Source organism: Bacillus sp. SKDU12, from assembly GCF_010093085.1.
GTDB classification, from domain to species: domain Bacteria; phylum Bacillota; class Bacilli; order Bacillales; family Bacillaceae; genus Bacillus; species Bacillus mexicanus.
Map to the genome: position 1 here is coordinate 1 of NZ_MSRC01000015.1, position 16,345 is coordinate 16,345.

The 16,345-nt window shown below is 40.7% G+C and carries 19 protein-coding genes; 18 read left to right on the top strand and 1 reads right to left on the bottom strand.

Translation table 11 applies throughout. The features are described 5' to 3' along the window. Positions 1 to 160: 160 nt before the first annotated feature. The 13 genes from csfB to rsmI all read left to right on the top strand — a co-directional run bounded on the left by csfB (position 161) and on the right by rsmI (position 9,436). The gene (gene csfB / locus BTW01_RS12405) at positions 161 to 355 is read left to right on the top strand and encodes an anti-sigma-G factor (RefSeq protein ID WP_162103279.1); all 195 of its coding nucleotides are present in this window, start codon (positions 161 to 163) and stop codon (positions 353 to 355) included. Positions 356 to 487: 132 nt separating this feature from the next. Beyond that, positions 488 to 1,102 carry a 5-bromo-4-chloroindolyl phosphate hydrolysis family protein gene (locus BTW01_RS12410; protein WP_162103280.1) on the top strand — a complete coding sequence of 205 codons (615 nt, stop codon included), beginning with the start codon at positions 488 to 490 and terminating at the stop codon, positions 1,100 to 1,102. 18 nt (positions 1,103 to 1,120) lie between these two features. Then, entirely contained in the window at positions 1,121 to 2,284 is a 1,164-nt protein-coding gene (locus tag BTW01_RS12415; protein ID WP_162103281.1) for a toxic anion resistance protein, read from the top strand. Positions 2,285 to 2,354: 70 nt separating this feature from the next. Then, positions 2,355 to 3,797: an aminotransferase class I/II-fold pyridoxal phosphate-dependent enzyme gene (locus tag BTW01_RS12420; RefSeq protein WP_162103282.1), complete on the top strand. Its 1,443-nt coding sequence runs from the start codon at positions 2,355 to 2,357 to the stop codon at positions 3,795 to 3,797. Then, on the top strand, positions 3,794 to 4,432 hold the full coding sequence (tmk, locus tag BTW01_RS12425) for a dTMP kinase (RefSeq protein ID WP_162103283.1): 639 nt from the start codon (positions 3,794 to 3,796) through the stop codon (positions 4,430 to 4,432). The genes BTW01_RS12420 and tmk overlap by 4 nt, the downstream gene beginning before the upstream one ends. Positions 4,433 to 4,506: 74 nt before the next feature. Next, the gene (gene darA / locus BTW01_RS12430) at positions 4,507 to 4,836 is read left to right on the top strand and encodes a cyclic di-AMP receptor DarA (RefSeq protein ID WP_003218295.1); all 330 of its coding nucleotides are present in this window, start codon (positions 4,507 to 4,509) and stop codon (positions 4,834 to 4,836) included. A gap of 12 nt (positions 4,837 to 4,848) precedes the next feature. Then, positions 4,849 to 5,289: a YaaR family protein gene (locus BTW01_RS12435; protein WP_162103284.1), complete on the top strand. Its 441-nt coding sequence runs from the start codon at positions 4,849 to 4,851 to the stop codon at positions 5,287 to 5,289. Positions 5,290 to 5,300: 11 nt separating this feature from the next. Next, the gene (gene holB, locus BTW01_RS12440; protein ID WP_162103285.1) at positions 5,301 to 6,290 is read left to right on the top strand and encodes a DNA polymerase III subunit delta'; all 990 of its coding nucleotides are present in this window, start codon (positions 5,301 to 5,303) and stop codon (positions 6,288 to 6,290) included. 2 nt (positions 6,291 to 6,292) lie between these two features. Next, positions 6,293 to 7,120 carry a competence/sporulation regulator complex protein RicT gene (ricT, locus tag BTW01_RS12445; RefSeq protein ID WP_162103286.1) on the top strand — a complete coding sequence of 276 codons (828 nt, stop codon included), beginning with the start codon at positions 6,293 to 6,295 and terminating at the stop codon, positions 7,118 to 7,120. A gap of 14 nt (positions 7,121 to 7,134) precedes the next feature. Further along, the gene (gene yabA, locus BTW01_RS12450; protein ID WP_162103287.1) at positions 7,135 to 7,494 is read left to right on the top strand and encodes a replication initiation-control protein YabA; all 360 of its coding nucleotides are present in this window, start codon (positions 7,135 to 7,137) and stop codon (positions 7,492 to 7,494) included. A 59-nt stretch (positions 7,495 to 7,553) separates the two neighbouring features. After that, positions 7,554 to 8,297 (top strand): tRNA1(Val) (adenine(37)-N6)-methyltransferase, encoded by a 744-nt coding sequence (locus BTW01_RS12455; RefSeq protein WP_162103288.1) that lies wholly within the window; start codon positions 7,554 to 7,556, stop codon positions 8,295 to 8,297. Then, complete coding sequence (locus tag BTW01_RS12460) at positions 8,284 to 8,583, top strand: GIY-YIG nuclease family protein (RefSeq protein ID WP_162103289.1); 300 nt, start codon at positions 8,284 to 8,286, stop codon at positions 8,581 to 8,583. The genes BTW01_RS12455 and BTW01_RS12460 overlap by 14 nt, the downstream gene beginning before the upstream one ends. After that, positions 8,558 to 9,436, top strand: a complete 879-nt coding sequence (gene rsmI, locus BTW01_RS12465) for a 16S rRNA (cytidine(1402)-2'-O)-methyltransferase (RefSeq protein ID WP_162103290.1) — start codon at positions 8,558 to 8,560, stop codon at positions 9,434 to 9,436. Before BTW01_RS12460 ends, rsmI begins: the two co-directional genes overlap by 26 nt. A 48-nt stretch (positions 9,437 to 9,484) precedes the next feature. Here the strand turns inward: rsmI and abrB are convergent, their stop codons facing one another. Further along, entirely contained in the window at positions 9,485 to 9,769 is a 285-nt protein-coding gene (gene abrB, locus BTW01_RS12470) for a transition state genes transcriptional regulator AbrB (RefSeq protein WP_162103291.1), read from the bottom strand. 499 nt (positions 9,770 to 10,268) lie between these two features. Here abrB and metG point away from each other — a divergent pair, with 499 nt between their 5' ends. The 5 genes from metG to rsmA all read left to right on the top strand — a co-directional run bounded on the left by metG (position 10,269) and on the right by rsmA (position 16,156). Continuing rightward, complete coding sequence (gene metG / locus BTW01_RS12475; protein ID WP_162103292.1) at positions 10,269 to 12,263, top strand: methionine--tRNA ligase; 1,995 nt, start codon at positions 10,269 to 10,271, stop codon at positions 12,261 to 12,263. Positions 12,264 to 12,341: 78 nt separating this feature from the next. Continuing rightward, positions 12,342 to 13,109, top strand: coding sequence for a TatD family hydrolase (locus BTW01_RS12480; protein WP_162103293.1), 768 nt, complete (start codon positions 12,342 to 12,344; stop codon positions 13,107 to 13,109). Between the two features lie 156 nt (positions 13,110 to 13,265). After that, positions 13,266 to 14,579: a ubiquitin-like domain-containing protein gene (locus BTW01_RS12485; RefSeq protein WP_162103328.1), complete on the top strand. Its 1,314-nt coding sequence runs from the start codon at positions 13,266 to 13,268 to the stop codon at positions 14,577 to 14,579. A gap of 145 nt (positions 14,580 to 14,724) precedes the next feature. Beyond that, complete coding sequence (gene rnmV / locus BTW01_RS12490) at positions 14,725 to 15,285, top strand: ribonuclease M5 (protein WP_162103294.1); 561 nt, start codon at positions 14,725 to 14,727, stop codon at positions 15,283 to 15,285. Further along, positions 15,278 to 16,156, top strand: coding sequence for a 16S rRNA (adenine(1518)-N(6)/adenine(1519)-N(6))-dimethyltransferase RsmA (rsmA, locus tag BTW01_RS12495; RefSeq protein ID WP_162103295.1), 879 nt, complete (start codon positions 15,278 to 15,280; stop codon positions 16,154 to 16,156). The genes rnmV and rsmA overlap by 8 nt, the downstream gene beginning before the upstream one ends. Positions 16,157 to 16,345 lie beyond the last annotated feature (189 nt).

Genomic DNA, 16,345 nt, shown 5'->3' on the forward strand with positions numbered 1-16,345 from the left:
TTGAGCTGGGTTTTTTGTTTATCCAAAGTCGTTGAAATCAAATAAATACAAACACCGATAGCTTATATAGCCCATATACTGATTCCAAGTTTCGAAAAGATCTAAATAGTGTATACAATATCTGGTTTAAGGGAAGGCTAATTGTACGGAGGTGGGGATAATGGACGTAACTGTTAAACCTAATCATACATGTGTGATTTGTGATCAAGAGAAAAATAGAGGCATTCATCTTTATAAAAAATTCATATGCTTAGATTGTGAGAGAAAAGTAATTTCTACATCAACATCTGACCCTGACTATGCCTTTTATGTAAAAAAGCTAAAGAGCATTCATACACCGCCATTATATTCTTAGACCTGAAAAGGTCTTTTTTTATATGTTTTCATAAGGAATATGGTAAGGAAAAGAAGATGAAACTTGTTTAGGAATTGAACGTAGGAGATAATAATATTAAAACTGAGTATATACACAGGAGTCGATTTTCTCATGCAGAAATTTCTTCACTATTTAATATGGAGTTTTACAAGCAGTTCGGCTTTTGTTTTTATAGGGGTATTGAGCTTTTTCGGTTTAAATCAGTCGTTTTTCATGTCTTTGGTTTATGGGCTTGCTTCAGGAGCAACGGTATATACAGCCGGCATTTGGAATACCAGACGGTTATTTCTTAAAAGGCATGCACTGACAGGAAGAGAATATGCTTACATTAAGAAAAATCTCGAGGAAGCAAGGCAGAAAATCATTCGTCTTCGGAAAGCTTTGTTTCAGGCAAAAAGCATAGAAATGTTCAAACAAAATGCAGAAATGCTGAGATTAATCAGAAGGATTTATATCCTCACCAAAAAAGAGCCAAAGCGTTTTTATCAGGCCGAGCGTTTTTTTTATCAAACTCTCGATTCGGTCGTTGAATTGTCAGAGAAGTATGCCTTCCTATCATCCCATCCGAAAAAAAGCAAAGAACTATCGATGTCGCTGAGTGAGGCTCGTATTACGCTTGCTGAATTAACTAAGCGTTTAGAGGAAGACTTAACTCAAGCTATGGGTAATGAAATTAATGAATTGAACTTTGAATTGGATGCAGTAAAGCATTCATTAAAGAAATAACGGAAGAGGGGACGAGCGATGAACCGAGATCAAAGCGATCTTCATATAGATGATTTATTGGCTGACCCTTTTGGTGATATAGAGATACCCAGGGCGGGGGCTGTAAAAGAAGAGAAGAAGCAAGTACGTCTTGTTGATGTTCTTCCTGAGGACAACAAGGAAAAAGCCATTCAGCTTGCTGGACAGATTGATCATAAAAGTATGCAAAGTATTGTTTTATATGGTTCGCAAGCTCAGTCTAAATTGTTAAATTTCTCTCATACGATGATTGATCATGTTCAAAAGAAGGATGTCGGTGAGATCGGGGAAATTCTTGGAGAGCTGATGAAAAAGCTTGATCAGATAAACCCCGATGAGCTGCATTCTAAGAAAAAGGGTTTTTTGGCACGCGTGTTTGGAAGAGTAGCGAATTCTCTTCAGGAGGTGCTGTCTAAATATCAAAAGACCAGTGTGCAGATAGACAGAATCAGCTTGAAGCTGGAGCATGCCAAAAATGCTTTAATCAGTGATAATAAGCTATTAGAGCAATTATATGAAAAAAACAAAGAGTATTTCGAAGCGCTGAATATATATATTGCTGCAGGAGAACTGAAACTAGAGGAATTGAAAACAAAAACGATTCCTGAACTGAAGCAGCAGGCCGAATCAAGTGAACATAACCAAATGGCCGTTCAAGAAGTGAACGATCTGGTTCAATTTGCTGATCGTTTAGATAAAAGGGTGCACGATTTGCTGCTGAGCAGGCAAATTACCATTCAAAGCGCTCCGCAAATCAGGCTGATTCAGAATACAAACCAAGCATTAGCTGAAAAAATCCAGTCATCTATTGTGACAGCGATTCCGCTTTGGAAAAACCAAGTGGCGATTGCGCTAACGCTTTTAAGGCAACGCAATGCAGTGGATGCACAACAGAAAGTATCTGATACCACCAACGAGCTATTATTGAAAAATGCGGAGCTTTTGAAAACCAATACAATTGAGACAGTGCGGGCAAATGAACGAGGTCTCGTTGATATCGATACGTTAAAAAAGGTGCAGGAAAGCTTAATCAGCACGCTCGAAGAAACGCTGACCATACAAGAAGAAGGCCGAATCAAACGCCGTCAGGCAGAAGAAGAGCTTATGGCAATGGAAGGCGATCTGAAGCAGAAACTGCTCACCATAAAGGATAGTTACCAGTAAGTCGCGCTTTAAGTTCTGTCAGATGCACGATATAATAAAGGTAAGAAGCCACATTCAAAGGATTGTTTTCATGAACACACCTTTATATAAAGCATTGATTCAACACGCGAAAAGAAATTCTCATTCATTTCATGTTCCGGGACATCACAATGGAGATGTCTTTTTTGATGACGCTAAGTCGATATTTGATCCACTTCTCACCATTGATGTTACTGAACTGGCAGGATTGGATGATCTCCATCATCCTTCAGGGGTGATTAAAGAAGCCCAAGAGCTTGTCAGTCAATTATATGGATCAGCGGACAGTTTTTTTCTGGTGAATGGAACGACTGTAGGAAACTTAGCGATGATTTTATCTGTTTGTGAACAGGGTGAAACAATCCTGGTTCAAAGAAACTGTCATAAATCTGTATTTCATGCTGTTGATTTGGCTGGAGCAGAGCCGGTTTATCTCACACCTGACATTGATAAAGCGATGCACGTGCCTACGCATGTTCCGCTTGATACTATTAAAAAAGCCTTGGCAGCTTATCCAGATGCAAAAGGCTTAGTGCTGACCAATCCGACGTATTACGGACATAGTGCTGATTTGACTGAAATCATTTCAGAGGCTCATCATTATGGGATCCCTGTTTTGGTGGATGAAGCGCACGGGGCCCATTTTGTTTTAGGGAAGCCTTTTCCGGTCTCAGCTTTAGAAATGGGAGCAGATATTGTTGTTCAGTCGGCTCACAAAACGCTGCCTGCCATGACGATGGGCTCTTATTTGCATCTTAACAGCAGTTGCAGAATTGAACGGAATCTGGTGGCAGAGTATTTAAATCGATTACAGAGCAGCAGCCCGTCTTATCCTATTATGGCTTCCTTAGACATTGCCCGCGCTTATATACAGCATATTATAGAAGAACAAAAGCTTTCTGACATTCTGAGACGAATACAATCACTTAAACAAACGTTTGATTCACTTTTACATGTTGAAGCTGTAAAACCGGACGACCCGCGGATGATAATGGATCCGCTGAAACTCTGTATTCGATCAAAACGTGGACATTCTGGGTATACGCTGCAAAACATACTAGAGCGTGTCAACGTATTCACTGAGCTTGCTGATGAAAATCAAGTGCTGCTCGTTCTTCCGCTGGGAGGAAAACGTGGCATTAATATTGAAACGATAAAAAGCATTGATGAAGAGATTGAAAAAACACCTCCGGATCGGATGTTTACTTCTGCAGAATGGAGTGCGCAGCCTGTTACTGTCTTACCATTTCGAAAAAAGGTTTTACAAACGTTTAAGAAAGAATATGTGGACTTTGACGCAGCAGCAGGCCGGGTGAACGCAGAGGATATCATTCCTTATCCCCCGGGTATCCCGTTGATTATGGCGGGTGAAAGAATAACGGCAGAAAGTGTGCAAAAGCTCAGCCGCTTGATCAGCATGAAAACGCATGTTCAAGGGAATATGAAAATCAAACAGAAACAATTACTTGTTTATATAGAAGAGGAGAAATCATGAGCGGTTTATTTATTACATTCGAAGGCCCAGAAGGTGCGGGAAAAACGACTGTTCTCCAGGAAATCAAAAACATATTGGCAGCAGAGGGTCTTCAAGTTACGGCAACCCGAGAGCCAGGCGGTATAGATATTGCTGAACAAATTCGAAAGGTTATTCTGAATGAGAACAACACATTAATGGACCCAAAAACAGAAGCTCTCTTATATGCGGCTGCAAGGCGCCAGCATTTAGTCGAAAAAGTAAAACCAGCCTTAGAACAGGGGCAAGTTGTTCTTTGTGACAGATTCATAGACAGTTCGCTTGCATACCAAGGATACGCAAGAGGGCTTGGGATTGATGAGGTTTTGTCAATTAATGAGTTTGCCATCGGAGATTTGATGCCCCATGTAACGATTTATTTTTCAATTGATCCGGAAGAAGGGCTGAAACGTATTTACGCAAATGGCTCACGGGAAAAAAATAGGCTCGATTTAGAAAAATTAGACTTCCATTCAAAGGTACAGGAAGGGTATCAAGAGCTGATGAAGCGGTTCCCAAAAAGATTTCACTCGGTTGATGCCAGCCAATCCAAAGACATAGTTGTTCATAATGTCCTAAAAGTGGTCAATGAAGCGTTGAAAAAAATTCAATTGTGACCAGTTTCCCAATAATTGATATAATAATGTAAACGAGATCATTGTTGTTTCCAATCTAAAGGAGGCCTACACACATGAAATTGATAGTGGCAGTTGTACAAGATCAGGACAGCAACCGACTTTTGAAAACTTTAACAGATCATAACTTTAGAGTGACAAAGCTTGCGACGACGGGAGGATTTCTTAAATCAGGCAATACAACGTTTATGATTGGTGTCGAGGATATACGCGTTGATAAAGCATTGAGCCTTATTAAAGAAAACGGACAGAAACGGGATCAGATGATCGCCCCTGTATCTCCAATGGGCGGAAATGCCGATTCATATGTCCCTTATCCAGTCGAAGTTGAAGTTGGCGGAGCGACAGTATTTGTCCTTCCAGTCGATGAATTTCATCAATTTTAAGGATTTGAAACTGTGAAAATTAATAAAGATATACGTACATTTATAGATAATAAACAGCTTCCTGCTGTGAAAACGTCTGAGACCACAGCGTCGTTTAAATCGTCAATGGAACATCAAAGCAGCAAATTGAAATTTGATCAGCTTACAAGGCTGTTATCGGACATAGAAGCGTTTGGAAAAAGACTGACAAAATCTCGGAATTTTAAGGACTTAGCGAGATTTAAAGGACTTGTGAAACGGTTTGTGAAGGAAGCTGTAGACAGCGGTCTTTCACATGAAACGTCGCAAACTTTTGACCTGTATGGAAACAGCAAAACACTGGGGCTTGTTAAAGAAATAGATGACAAATTGCTACAGCTTACCGAAGATATGATGGATCAGGAAAAACCGGCAATTAATTTGCTGGAGCGTATTGGCGAAATAAAAGGTTTATTGATTAACCTTTACACATAGAGAGTGATACAATGGCAATATCCTGGAAGGAAATGAATGAGCTTCAACCAAGAGTGATGAAGCTTCTATATAATAGTATTGAGAAGGACAGACTATCACACGCGTATTTGTTTGAGGGGAAAAAAGGGACAGGTAAGCTTGATGCCGCGCTGCTTCTTGCGAAAAGTTTTTTTTGCCTGGAGGACGGCGCGGAGCCTTGTGAGCGCTGCCGAAATTGCAAACGGATAGAGTCGGGGAACCATCCTGATCTCCATCTTGTTCAGCCTGATGGTTTATCGATTAAAAAGGCGCAAATTCAAGCGTTGCAAGAGGAGTTTTCTAAGACAGGGCTTGAATCGCATAAAAAGCTGTATATCATTTCGCATGCAGATCAAATGACAGCAAATGCGGCGAACAGCCTGCTGAAATTTTTAGAAGAACCGAATAAAGATACAATGGCCATCCTCATCACAGAGCAGCCTCAAAGGTTATTGGACACCATCATTTCAAGATGCCAAACCCTTCCTTTCCAGCCGTTGCAGCCGAAAGCAATTGAAGACAGATTGATCGAACAGGACGTTTCGGCTCATATGGCAAGACTTCTGGCCAACATGACTAACAATGTATCAGAAGCAGTCGAATTAAGTCGAAATGATGAGTTTGCAGAGTCTAGAGCGAAAGTGATAAAATTATATGAAGTCCTACACCAGCGGAAAGGACATGCTTTTTTCTTTATTCAAGATCAATGGATGCCCTTTTTCAAAGAAAAAACCCATCAAGAAATGGGTCTTGATATGCTCTTATTGATATATCGCGATGTGTTGTCCATCCAAATAGGAAATGAAGATAAATTGATTTATCAAGACTTATTCCAATCAATAAAACAGCATGCGCTACAATCAACACAACAAAGCGTTACGAATCAGATACTTGCTGTTTTAGAAGCAAAGAAACGGCTTCATTCCAATGTGAATGTACAAGGATTAATGGAGCACTTGGTGTTAATGTTGCAGGAGGGATAAGCTTGTACAATGTAATTGGTGTCCGCTTTAAGAAAGCGGGTAAAATATATTATTTTGATCCGAATGGATTTCATATAGAACATGACAGCTGCGTAATTGTAGAAACTGTCAGAGGCGTTGAGTACGGTCAGGTCGTGATTGTAAATAAACAGGTGGATGAGCATGATGTTGTGCTGCCCCTTCGAAAAGTGATACGTGTGGCTGACGAGCGCGATCTTCTCATCGTAGAAGAAAATAAACAGGAAGCTTTATCAGCATTTGACGTCTGCCAAAAGAAAGTAGTTGAACATGGCTTGGATATGAAGCTGGTCGACGTTGAATTTACGTTTGACCGCAATAAAGTCATTTTTTACTTCACTGCTGACGGCCGAGTAGACTTTAGAGAGCTTGTAAAGGATTTGGCTTCTATCTTTAAAACAAGAATTGAACTGCGCCAAATCGGCGTAAGGGATGAAGCAAAAATGCTCGGAGGAATCGGTCCTTGCGGAAGAATGCTTTGCTGTTCAACGTTCCTTGGAGATTTTGAACCCGTTTCCATTAAAATGGCCAAGGATCAAAACTTGTCTTTAAATCCTACGAAGATTTCAGGTCTTTGCGGACGCTTGATGTGCTGTCTAAAATATGAGAACGATGAATATGAGACGGCAAAAGAACAGCTCCCGGACATTGGAGAAATGATTACGACAGCAAGCGGTCCTGCAAAAGTCGTTGGACTTAATATTCTGGAACGGGTGCTTCAGGTGGAACTGATAAACCGTGAAAAAGTGATAGAATATACTTGGGAAGAGCTCTTGGAAGAGGGCGTCGTATCCGCACAAACCACAGATTAACGAGGTGTGGAACCTTGGATAAAAAAGAGTTATTTGATACAGTCATTAACTTAGAAGAACAAATTGGCTCACTGTACCGGCAGCTGGGAGATCTGAAGCAGCATATCGGTGAGATGATTGAGGAAAATCATCATTTACAGCTTGAAAACAAACATTTGCGCAAACGGCTCGACAATACGACGGAGCAGATTGAAAAGTTCAAGGCTGATAAAAAAGAATCAAAAACACAGAAGACAGAGCAAACTGATATAGGAGAAGGGTATGATAATCTGGCACGCCTGTACCAAGAAGGATTTCATATCTGCAATGTCCACTATGGAAGTGTTCGAAAAGAAGATTGTCTTTTCTGTCTGTCCTTCTTAAATAAAAAATAAGGAAAAAGGCTTCCGCATACGACGGGAGCCTTTTTCAAAGGTGCTGAAAGGATAAGAAGATGGTTTCATTACGTGATGACGAAAGATTAGATTATTTGCTGGCAGAGGATATGAAAATTATACAAAGCCCAACGGTATTTGCTTTTTCGTTGGACGCTGTGCTTCTGTCCAAATTTGCATACGTTCCAATTCAAAAAGGAAAAATTGTTGATCTGTGCACTGGCAACGGCATTGTGCCGCTGCTGCTTACTACAAGATCAAAAGCAGATATTCTTGGAGTCGAAATTCAAGAAAGACTTCATGATATGGCTGTTCGCAGTGTTGAGTATAATGAACTGCAGGATCAGATTCAGATCATACATGATGATCTGAAAAATATGCCAGAAAAGCTGGGACATAATCGATACGATGTTGTCACCTGCAATCCGCCCTATTTTAAAACGCCGAAACAAACTGAACAAAACATGAATGAACACCTCAGAATCGCAAGACATGAAATCCACTGCACATTGGAAGATGTCATTTCAGTCAGCAGCAAGTTGCTTAAGCAAGGAGGTAAGGCAGTTCTTGTTCACCGGCCGGGACGTCTTTTGGAGATTTTCGAACTGATGAAAGCACATCAAATTGAGCCAAAGCGTGTGCAATTCGTTTATCCGAAACAAGGGAAAGAAGCTAATACCATTCTGGTTGAAGGCATGAAAGGCGGTCGTCCAGATTTAAAAGTTCTTCCCCCGCTGTTCGTTTATGACGAACAAAATGAATATACAAAAGAGATCAGGACCATTTTATATGGAGACAAATAACCATTTTTTTTACGTCGTTCAATGTAAGGACAACAGCTGGTATGCCGGGTATACTAACGATTTGCAAAAACGGGTAAAAACACACAATGATGGAAAGGGCGCAAAGTATACTAAAGTAAGACGTCCGGTTGAATTAATTTTTGCTGAAGCTTTCACTACAAAACGAGAAGCCATGCAGGCAGAATATTATTTCAAGAAACTGACTCGAAAGAAAAAAGAGCTTTATATAGAAGAAAAGCGGAACAGCGAGGAGGCTGTATATGTTAAGGCGCCAAAAGAGTTTTAATGGAAAGTCGGACATGGGGATTCTTTATTTGGTCCCAACCCCAATCGGAAATTTAGAGGATATGACATTCCGGGCGATTGAAACGTTGAAATCAGTGGATTCGATTGCTGCGGAAGATACGAGACAAACGAAAAAACTTTGCCATGTATATGAAATTGACACACCGCTCGTTAGTTATCACGAACATAATAAAGAAAGCAGCGGGCACAAAATCATTGAATGGCTGAAATCGGGAAAAAACATCGCTCTTGTCAGTGATGCCGGCTTGCCGACGATTTCCGATCCTGGGGCAGAAATTGTGAAAGACTTTACAGCGATAGGCGGTTATGTTGTTCCGCTGCCGGGAGCCAATGCCGCATTAACAGCTTTGATCGCTTCCGGGCTTGTACCACAGCCCTTCTTCTTTTACGGTTTTCTCAACAGACAGAAAAAAGAAAAGAAGAAGGAACTTGAAGATCTTAAAAAACGGAAGGAAACGATCATTTTTTATGAAGCGCCACACAGATTGAAGGAAACTTTGTCAGTGATGGCAGAGATATTAGGAGATCGGGAAATTGCTGTTACACGTGAACTGACTAAGAAATATGAAGAATTCATCAGAGGCACGATATCCGAGGTCATTGAATGGGCAAACGAGGATCAGATACGCGGTGAGTTTTGCCTCGTTGTAGAAGGCAGTAAAAATGAAGAATCAGATGAAGAAGCACAATGGTGGGAAACTCTCACTGCGAAAGAACATGTCGAGCTTTACATCTCGAAAGGCGCTACTTCTAAAGAAGCCATAAAAAAAGCAGCTGTCGATCGTAATGTTCCAAAACGTGAAGTGTACGATGCTTACCATATTCAGCAATAAAAAAACGTTCTTGTGTCATAACAAGAACGTTTTTTGTGCATGAAATGATTATTTATTGTTTTGAAGCTGGCTTTGGATTTCGTTGATGATTAGCTCAGCGCCTTCTTTACTAAGAACCAATTTGCCGCCTGCAAGTTTAAGGTTATCATCAGAAACCTCACCAGTTACTTGACAAGTCATGTTTGGTTTATATTTTTTAAGGATGATTTTTTCATCATCAACATAAATTTCAAGAGCATCTTTCTCTGCGATTCCAAGAGTACGACGCAATTCGATAGGAATAACTACACGTCCTAATTCATCAACTTTACGTACAATACCAGTAGATTTCATAAACTTTCTCCTCCCGAGAGATAATTATTTGTTTGAATTATATTTTTCTTCGTCATTATTCGACAAAATCCTTACCTTCCTAGCATAACAAGGTTTCCAATAATCGTCAATCCTTTTGTTTACTATTGATTGTAAGAATTAGTTCTTATAGTCAGTAAAGCCTTAGAAACTACTGAGATAACAGCATTTTATAAATAAACAATAAAGCTATTATCCTATTAAAAATCCTTTTAAATCAAGACTTTCGAACTAAGGTTTTTAATTTTATTTGATTATATACGACAAAATTCGACATGAACAGACTTTTTTTACTTTCATTAAATATTTTTAATTTGTTTATTCTTTTGCAGGGTATACGTATATATTCTTGATCTTAAAGGCTAAGATGGTATCATAGATAAAGGATAAATATAAATAATATTCATATATGATTCGCACTTATCGCCGCTCTCGTCCTTTGGGCGGGAGCTTTTTGACATTCTGATTGGGAGGTTTCAAGATGCCGCAAGAAAACAATACGTTTTATATTACAACACCGATTTATTATCCGAGCGGAAAATTACATATCGGCCATGCATACACGACAGTCGCGGGAGATGCAATGGCACGCTACAAAAGATTAAAAGGGTACGATGTTCGCTACTTAACAGGAACGGACGAGCATGGACAAAAGATCCAGCAAAAAGCTGAACAGGAAAACATTACACCTCAGGCGTATGTGGATCGTGCAGCCGCAGATATTCAGAAGCTATGGAAACAGCTTGAAATCTCAAACGATGACTTTATCCGTACGACAGAAAAGCGACATAAAGTTGTGATTGAAAAGGTGTTCCAAAAACTTCTTGATAACGGGGACATCTATCTTGATGAGTATGAAGGCTGGTACAGTATCCCGGATGAAACATTCTACACGGAAACGCAGCTGGTTGATATCGAGCGGAATGAAAAGGGAGAGGTCATCGGCGGAAAAAGCCCTGACAGCGGTCACCCGGTTGAATTGATAAAAGAGGAATCTTATTTCTTCCGCATGGGGAAATACGCAGATCGTCTTCTGAAATACTATGAAGAGAACCCGACATTCATCCAGCCGGAATCACGCAAAAACGAAATGATTAATAACTTTATCAAGCCTGGACTTGAAGATTTGGCTGTATCACGCACCACGTTTGATTGGGGTGTAAAGGTGCCGGAAAACCCAAAGCATGTTGTATATGTTTGGATTGACGCGCTATTTAACTATTTAACAGCACTCGGTTATGATACAGAAAATGATAAGCTTTATCAAAAATATTGGCCTGCCGATGTTCATTTAGTCGGTAAGGAGATTGTGCGTTTCCATACCATCTACTGGCCGATTATGCTGATGGCGCTGGATCTTCCGCTGCCGAAGCAAGTATTTGCACATGGCTGGCTTTTGATGAAAGACGGAAAAATGTCGAAATCAAAAGGAAACGTTGTAGATCCGGTTACTTTAATTGAACGTTACGGTTTAGACGCGCTTCGTTATTACCTGCTCCGCGAAGTGCCGTTCGGATCTGACGGGGTATTCACGCCTGAAGGGTTTGTTGAGCGGGTTAACTATGATTTGGCTAATGATTTAGGAAACCTATTGAATCGTACGGTTGCGATGATCAATAAGTATTTTGACGGACAAATCAGTTCTTACAAAGGTTCTGTAACTGAATTTGACCAGCCACTCACTTCAGTCGCTGAAGAAACCGTGAAGGCTTACGAGAAAGCGATGGAAAACATGGAATTTTCGGTAGCTCTTTCGACATTGTGGCAGCTGATCAGCCGCACAAATAAATATATTGACGAGACAGCTCCATGGGTGCTTGCCAAAGATCCGGAAAAAGAAGAAGAGCTGCGTTCCGTTATGTACCACCTTGCTGAATCATTGCGTATTTCAGCTGTGCTTCTTCAGCCGTTCTTAACAAAGACACCAGAAAAAATGTTCGAGCAGCTGGGCATTACTGATGAAGCGCTAAAAGCATGGGAGAGTATTACAGCTTTCGGCCAGCTGAAAGATACTAACGTACAAAAAGGTGAGCCGCTATTCCCACGTTTAGAAGCAGAAGAAGAAATTGCTTACATCAAAGGCAAGATGCAGGGTTCAGCACCGGCTAAAGAAGAAACAAAAGAAGCAGAGCCGCAAGAGGTTGATCGTTTGCCTGAAATTATGATTGATCAGTTCATGGATGTAGAACTTCGGGTGGCGGAAGTTATTAAAGCAGAGCCTGTAAAAAAAGCGGACCGCTTATTGAAGCTGCAGCTGGATCTTGGTTTCGAAAAACGCCAAGTCGTATCCGGTATTGCGAAGCATTACACGACAGAAGAGCTTGTTGGGAAAAAACTCGTTTGTGTAACAAATTTAAAACCGGTTAAACTGAGAGGCGAGCTTTCTCAAGGAATGATTCTTGCCGGAGAAGCAGACGGTGTATTAAAAGTCGTGTCTATCGATCAGTCATTACCAAAAGGAACAAGAATTAAATAATTACAGACAAAAGGTGTTTCACGTGTAACAATTCGTCGAACACCTTTTGTGTTTCGACAAGAAGGGAGTTTTTCACATATGTTATTTGACACACATGCACATTTAAATGCAGAACAATATGATACTGATTTAGAAGAGGTGATTGAACGGGCAAAAGCTGAAAAGGTAGAGCGAATTGTCGTAGTTGGATTTGACCGTCCAACCATTACCCGTGCGATGGAAATGATTGAGGAATATGAATTTATTTATGCAGCCATTGGCTGGCATCCTGTTGATGCAATTGATATGACAGAGGAAGATTTAGCGTGGATTAAAGAGCTTTCTGCCCATGAAAAAGTGGTAGCAATAGGTGAAATGGGATTGGATTATCATTGGGATAAATCTCCTAAAGATATTCAAAAAGAGGTATTTAGAAAACAAATCGCCTTAGCAAAAGAGGTCAATCTTCCTATTATTATTCACAATCGTGATGCAACGGAGGATGTTGTGACAATTTTAAAGGAGGAAGGCGCAGAAGCTGTGGGCGGAATAATGCACTGCTTTACAGGAAGTGCGGAAGTGGCAAGAGAATGCATGAAAATGAATTTTTATTTATCATTTGGCGGACCGGTGACATTCAAAAATGCGAAGAAGCCGAAGGAAGTTGTAAAGGAAATCCCGAATGACCGTTTGCTGATTGAAACGGACTGCCCGTTTCTCACACCTCATCCTTATCGCGGGAAAAGAAATGAACCAAGCTATGTGAAATATGTGGCAGAGCAAATCGCTGAATTAAAAGAAATGACTTTTGAAGAGATTGCATCAATCACGACCGAAAATGCAAAAAGACTTTTCCGTATAAACTGACAAAAAATGCTGGCGGGTTTTGTAAGAGCTTGTCCCTTATAGCGTTTTTCTTTAAAAGTTCTACATGCTTTCTTCTCCTCATAGGATAGGTTTGTCGACAAGTCTTTCTTCCGTTTCCCAGTGTAATTCAGGATAATGAAGAAAGACACTGCGCTTTTGAGAGAAAAAGAGGGGAGGGTTGACAGCCTTTTATATACTCTATATAATCTCTCCGAGGAGAAGGAGGCGTTTTTCATCACACAAAAAATGAAAAAGCTGTTTTCCGTAAAGCTTAGCAAAAGCAAAGTCATTCTGATTGCTGCTTGTTTGCTTTTGGCAGGAAGCGGGACCGCGTACGCAGCTCATGAGCTGACAAAACAATCAGTCTCAGTTTCTATCAATGGCGAAAAGAAACATATACGCACACATGCCAAAACAGTCGGTGATCTTTTAGATACGCTTGATATAAAAACAAGAGGCGAAGACAAGATCACACCTGCTAAGCAGACAAATATAACAGCAGATATGGACGTTGTGTATGAGGCTGCGAAACCTGTGAAGCTTACAATAAACGGGAAAGAAAAGACATTATGGTCAACAGCAAAAACAGTCGGTGCATTACTGGACGAACAAGATGTTGATGTGAAAGAACACGATCAAATTGATCCCGCAATAGATACAGATATTTCGAAAGACATGAAGATTAACATAGAACCCGCGTTTCAGGTTACTGTGAAGGATGCAGGAAAACAAAAGAAGACCTGGACGACTTCGACTACGGTCGCTGACTTTTTAAAACAGCAAAAGATAAACATAAAAGACGATGATAAAATCAAGCCTGCGTTAGATGCAAAGCTGACGAAAGGAAAGGCTGATATTAGAATTACTCGTATCGAAAAGGTCACCGATGTAGTTGAAGAGAAAATTGCGTTCGATGTGAAAAAGCAAGAAGACGCTTCTCTTGAAGAAGGGAAGGAAAAGGTCGTCCAAAAAGGTAAAGAAGGCAAGCTTAAAAAACACTTCAAGGTTATTAAAGAAAACGGCAAAGAAGTGGCCAGAGAGCTTGTGAAAGAAGAAACATCTGAACAAAGCAAAAACAAAGTGGTTGCTGTCGGCACAAAGCAAAGCAGTCCAAAGATTGAAAAAGTCAGTGCATCCGGTGATTCAAAAACAGTTGTGTCCCGCAGCAATGAATCAACAGGAAAAGCCATGACTGTAGCCTCTACGGCTTATACAGCAAGCTGCAGCGGTTGTTCAGGACATACAGCTACTGGCGTTAACTTGAAAAGTAATCCGAATGCCAAAGTGATCGCTGTAGATCCAAATGTTATTCCGCTAGGCTCCAAAGTCCATGTTGAGGGCTATGGATATGCCGTTGCTGCAGATACTGGTTCAGCGATTAAAGGGAACAAAATAGACGTCTTTTTCCCGGAAAAGTCATCAGCGTACCGATGGGGAAATAAGACAGTTAAAATTAAAATTCTAAATTAATATATGCTTAAGTATTCAGAGGGTTTTGCGCCCTCTGTTTTTTTCGTTATAATAAACAAAGTGTATTTTCTGCTTATTAGACGCTCGACATAAGAAAAAAGTTTCTTAAATATGCAAAAGTTTTTATTTTGTCTTGGAGGAAATAATGAAAATTAAAGAGATCATTGTGGTCGAGGGACGTGACGATACGGCCCGCATCAAATTGGCTGTTGATGCAGACACAATCGAAACAAATGGTTCAGCCATCGATAATCATGTGATTGATCAAATCCGTTTAGCACAGAAAACCAGAGGGGTTATCATTTTAACGGATCCGGACTTCCCGGGAGAGAAGATCCGCAAAACCATTTCAGAGGCTGTACCCGGGTGTAAGCATGCATTTTTGCCAAAGCATCTTGCCAAACCTAAAAACAAACGGGGAATTGGTGTAGAGCACGCATCAATTGAAAGCATTAGGGCATGTTTAGAAAACATACATGAAGAGATGGAAGCGCAGCCGAGTGACATCTCCGCTGATGATCTGATTTATGCCGGACTGATCGGCGGACCTGCGGCCAAACGCCGCCGCGAACGGTTGGGTGATCTATTGAAAATCGGCTATACAAACGGTAAGCAGCTTCAAAAACGGCTTCAAATGTTTCAAATTAAAAAAAGTGATTTTATGAGCGCACTCGATACCGTTATGCGGGAGGAACAGAATGAATAAAGATATTGCGACACCGATTAGAACGAAAGAGATACTGAAGAAATACGGTTTTTCTTTTAAGAAGAGTTTAGGGCAGAATTTCTTAATTGATACGAACATTTTAAACAGAATCGTTGATCATGCGGAAGTGACGGAGAAAACAGGTGTCATTGAAATCGGCCCGGGAATCGGGGCGTTGACTGAACAGCTTGCCAAACGGGCAAAAAAGGTCGTGGCATTTGAAATTGATCAGCGATTATTGCCGATCCTGAATGATACGCTGTCTCCTTACGATAATGTCGCTGTCATTCATCAGGATGTATTAAAAGCGGATGTCAAATCGGTTATTGAAGAACAATTTCAAGATTGTGATGAGATCATGGTTGTAGCTAACCTTCCTTATTACGTGACAACCCCGATTATCATGAAACTGCTTGAAGAACACCTTCCGCTGAAAGGGATTGTGGTCATGCTGCAAAAGGAAGTGGCTGAGCGTATGGCGGCAGATCCATCATCTAAGGAATACGGTTCGCTTTCAATCGCGGTGCAATTTTATACAGAAGCGAAAACAGTAATGATTGTTCCGAAAACCGTGTTTGTTCCTCAGCCTAATGTAGACTCCGCAGTCATTCGGCTGATGCTTCGCGACGGCCCAGCAGTGGACGTAGAGAACGAAGCCTTTTTCTTTCAGTTAATTAAGGCAAGCTTTGCTCAGCGCCGGAAAACACTGCTTAATAACTTAGTCAACAACCTGCCTGAAGGAAAAGCGCGAAAGCCAAAAATTGAGCAAGTGCTGGAAGAAACAAATATTGACGGCAAGCGCCGGGGTGAATCCCTGTCAATCGAGGAGTTTGCAACGCTGTCTAACGGATTGTATAAAACTCTTTTCTAAAAATAAAATCGGCGTTATCACTTTTTTAACAATCGGAAAGCCCTTTTTGAAAAGGGCTTTTTGTTTTGCGCACCACTTGGACTGCCGCTACATAGGCTAGAAAAGGACCTTTCATTCAATGATAAGAAAAACTTGGACTCAGCGAAAAAAGGCGCTTTCTCAAGGCTCTTTCTTTCATGATGAGGCTTA

Coding starts and splice junctions, on each gene's coding strand:
- csfB (WP_162103279.1), top strand. CDS start 161: ATGGACGTAACTGTTAAACCTAATCATACATGTGTGATTTGTGATCAA.
- BTW01_RS12410 (WP_162103280.1), top strand. CDS start 488: ATGCAGAAATTTCTTCACTATTTAATATGGAGTTTTACAAGCAGTTCG.
- BTW01_RS12415 (WP_162103281.1), top strand. CDS start 1,121: ATGAACCGAGATCAAAGCGATCTTCATATAGATGATTTATTGGCTGAC.
- BTW01_RS12420 (WP_162103282.1), top strand. CDS start 2,355: ATGAACACACCTTTATATAAAGCATTGATTCAACACGCGAAAAGAAAT.
- tmk (WP_162103283.1), top strand. CDS start 3,794: ATGAGCGGTTTATTTATTACATTCGAAGGCCCAGAAGGTGCGGGAAAA.
- darA (WP_003218295.1), top strand. CDS start 4,507: ATGAAATTGATAGTGGCAGTTGTACAAGATCAGGACAGCAACCGACTT.
- holB (WP_162103285.1), top strand. CDS start 5,301: ATGGCAATATCCTGGAAGGAAATGAATGAGCTTCAACCAAGAGTGATG.
- BTW01_RS12455 (WP_162103288.1), top strand. CDS start 7,554: ATGGTTTCATTACGTGATGACGAAAGATTAGATTATTTGCTGGCAGAG.
- BTW01_RS12460 (WP_162103289.1), top strand. CDS start 8,284: ATGGAGACAAATAACCATTTTTTTTACGTCGTTCAATGTAAGGACAAC.
- rsmI (WP_162103290.1), top strand. CDS start 8,558: ATGTTAAGGCGCCAAAAGAGTTTTAATGGAAAGTCGGACATGGGGATT.
- abrB (WP_162103291.1), bottom strand. CDS start 9,769: ATGAAATCTACTGGTATTGTACGTAAAGTTGATGAATTAGGACGTGTA.
- metG (WP_162103292.1), top strand. CDS start 10,269: ATGCCGCAAGAAAACAATACGTTTTATATTACAACACCGATTTATTAT.
- BTW01_RS12480 (WP_162103293.1), top strand. CDS start 12,342: ATGTTATTTGACACACATGCACATTTAAATGCAGAACAATATGATACT.
- rnmV (WP_162103294.1), top strand. CDS start 14,725: ATGAAAATTAAAGAGATCATTGTGGTCGAGGGACGTGACGATACGGCC.
- rsmA (WP_162103295.1), top strand. CDS start 15,278: ATGAATAAAGATATTGCGACACCGATTAGAACGAAAGAGATACTGAAG.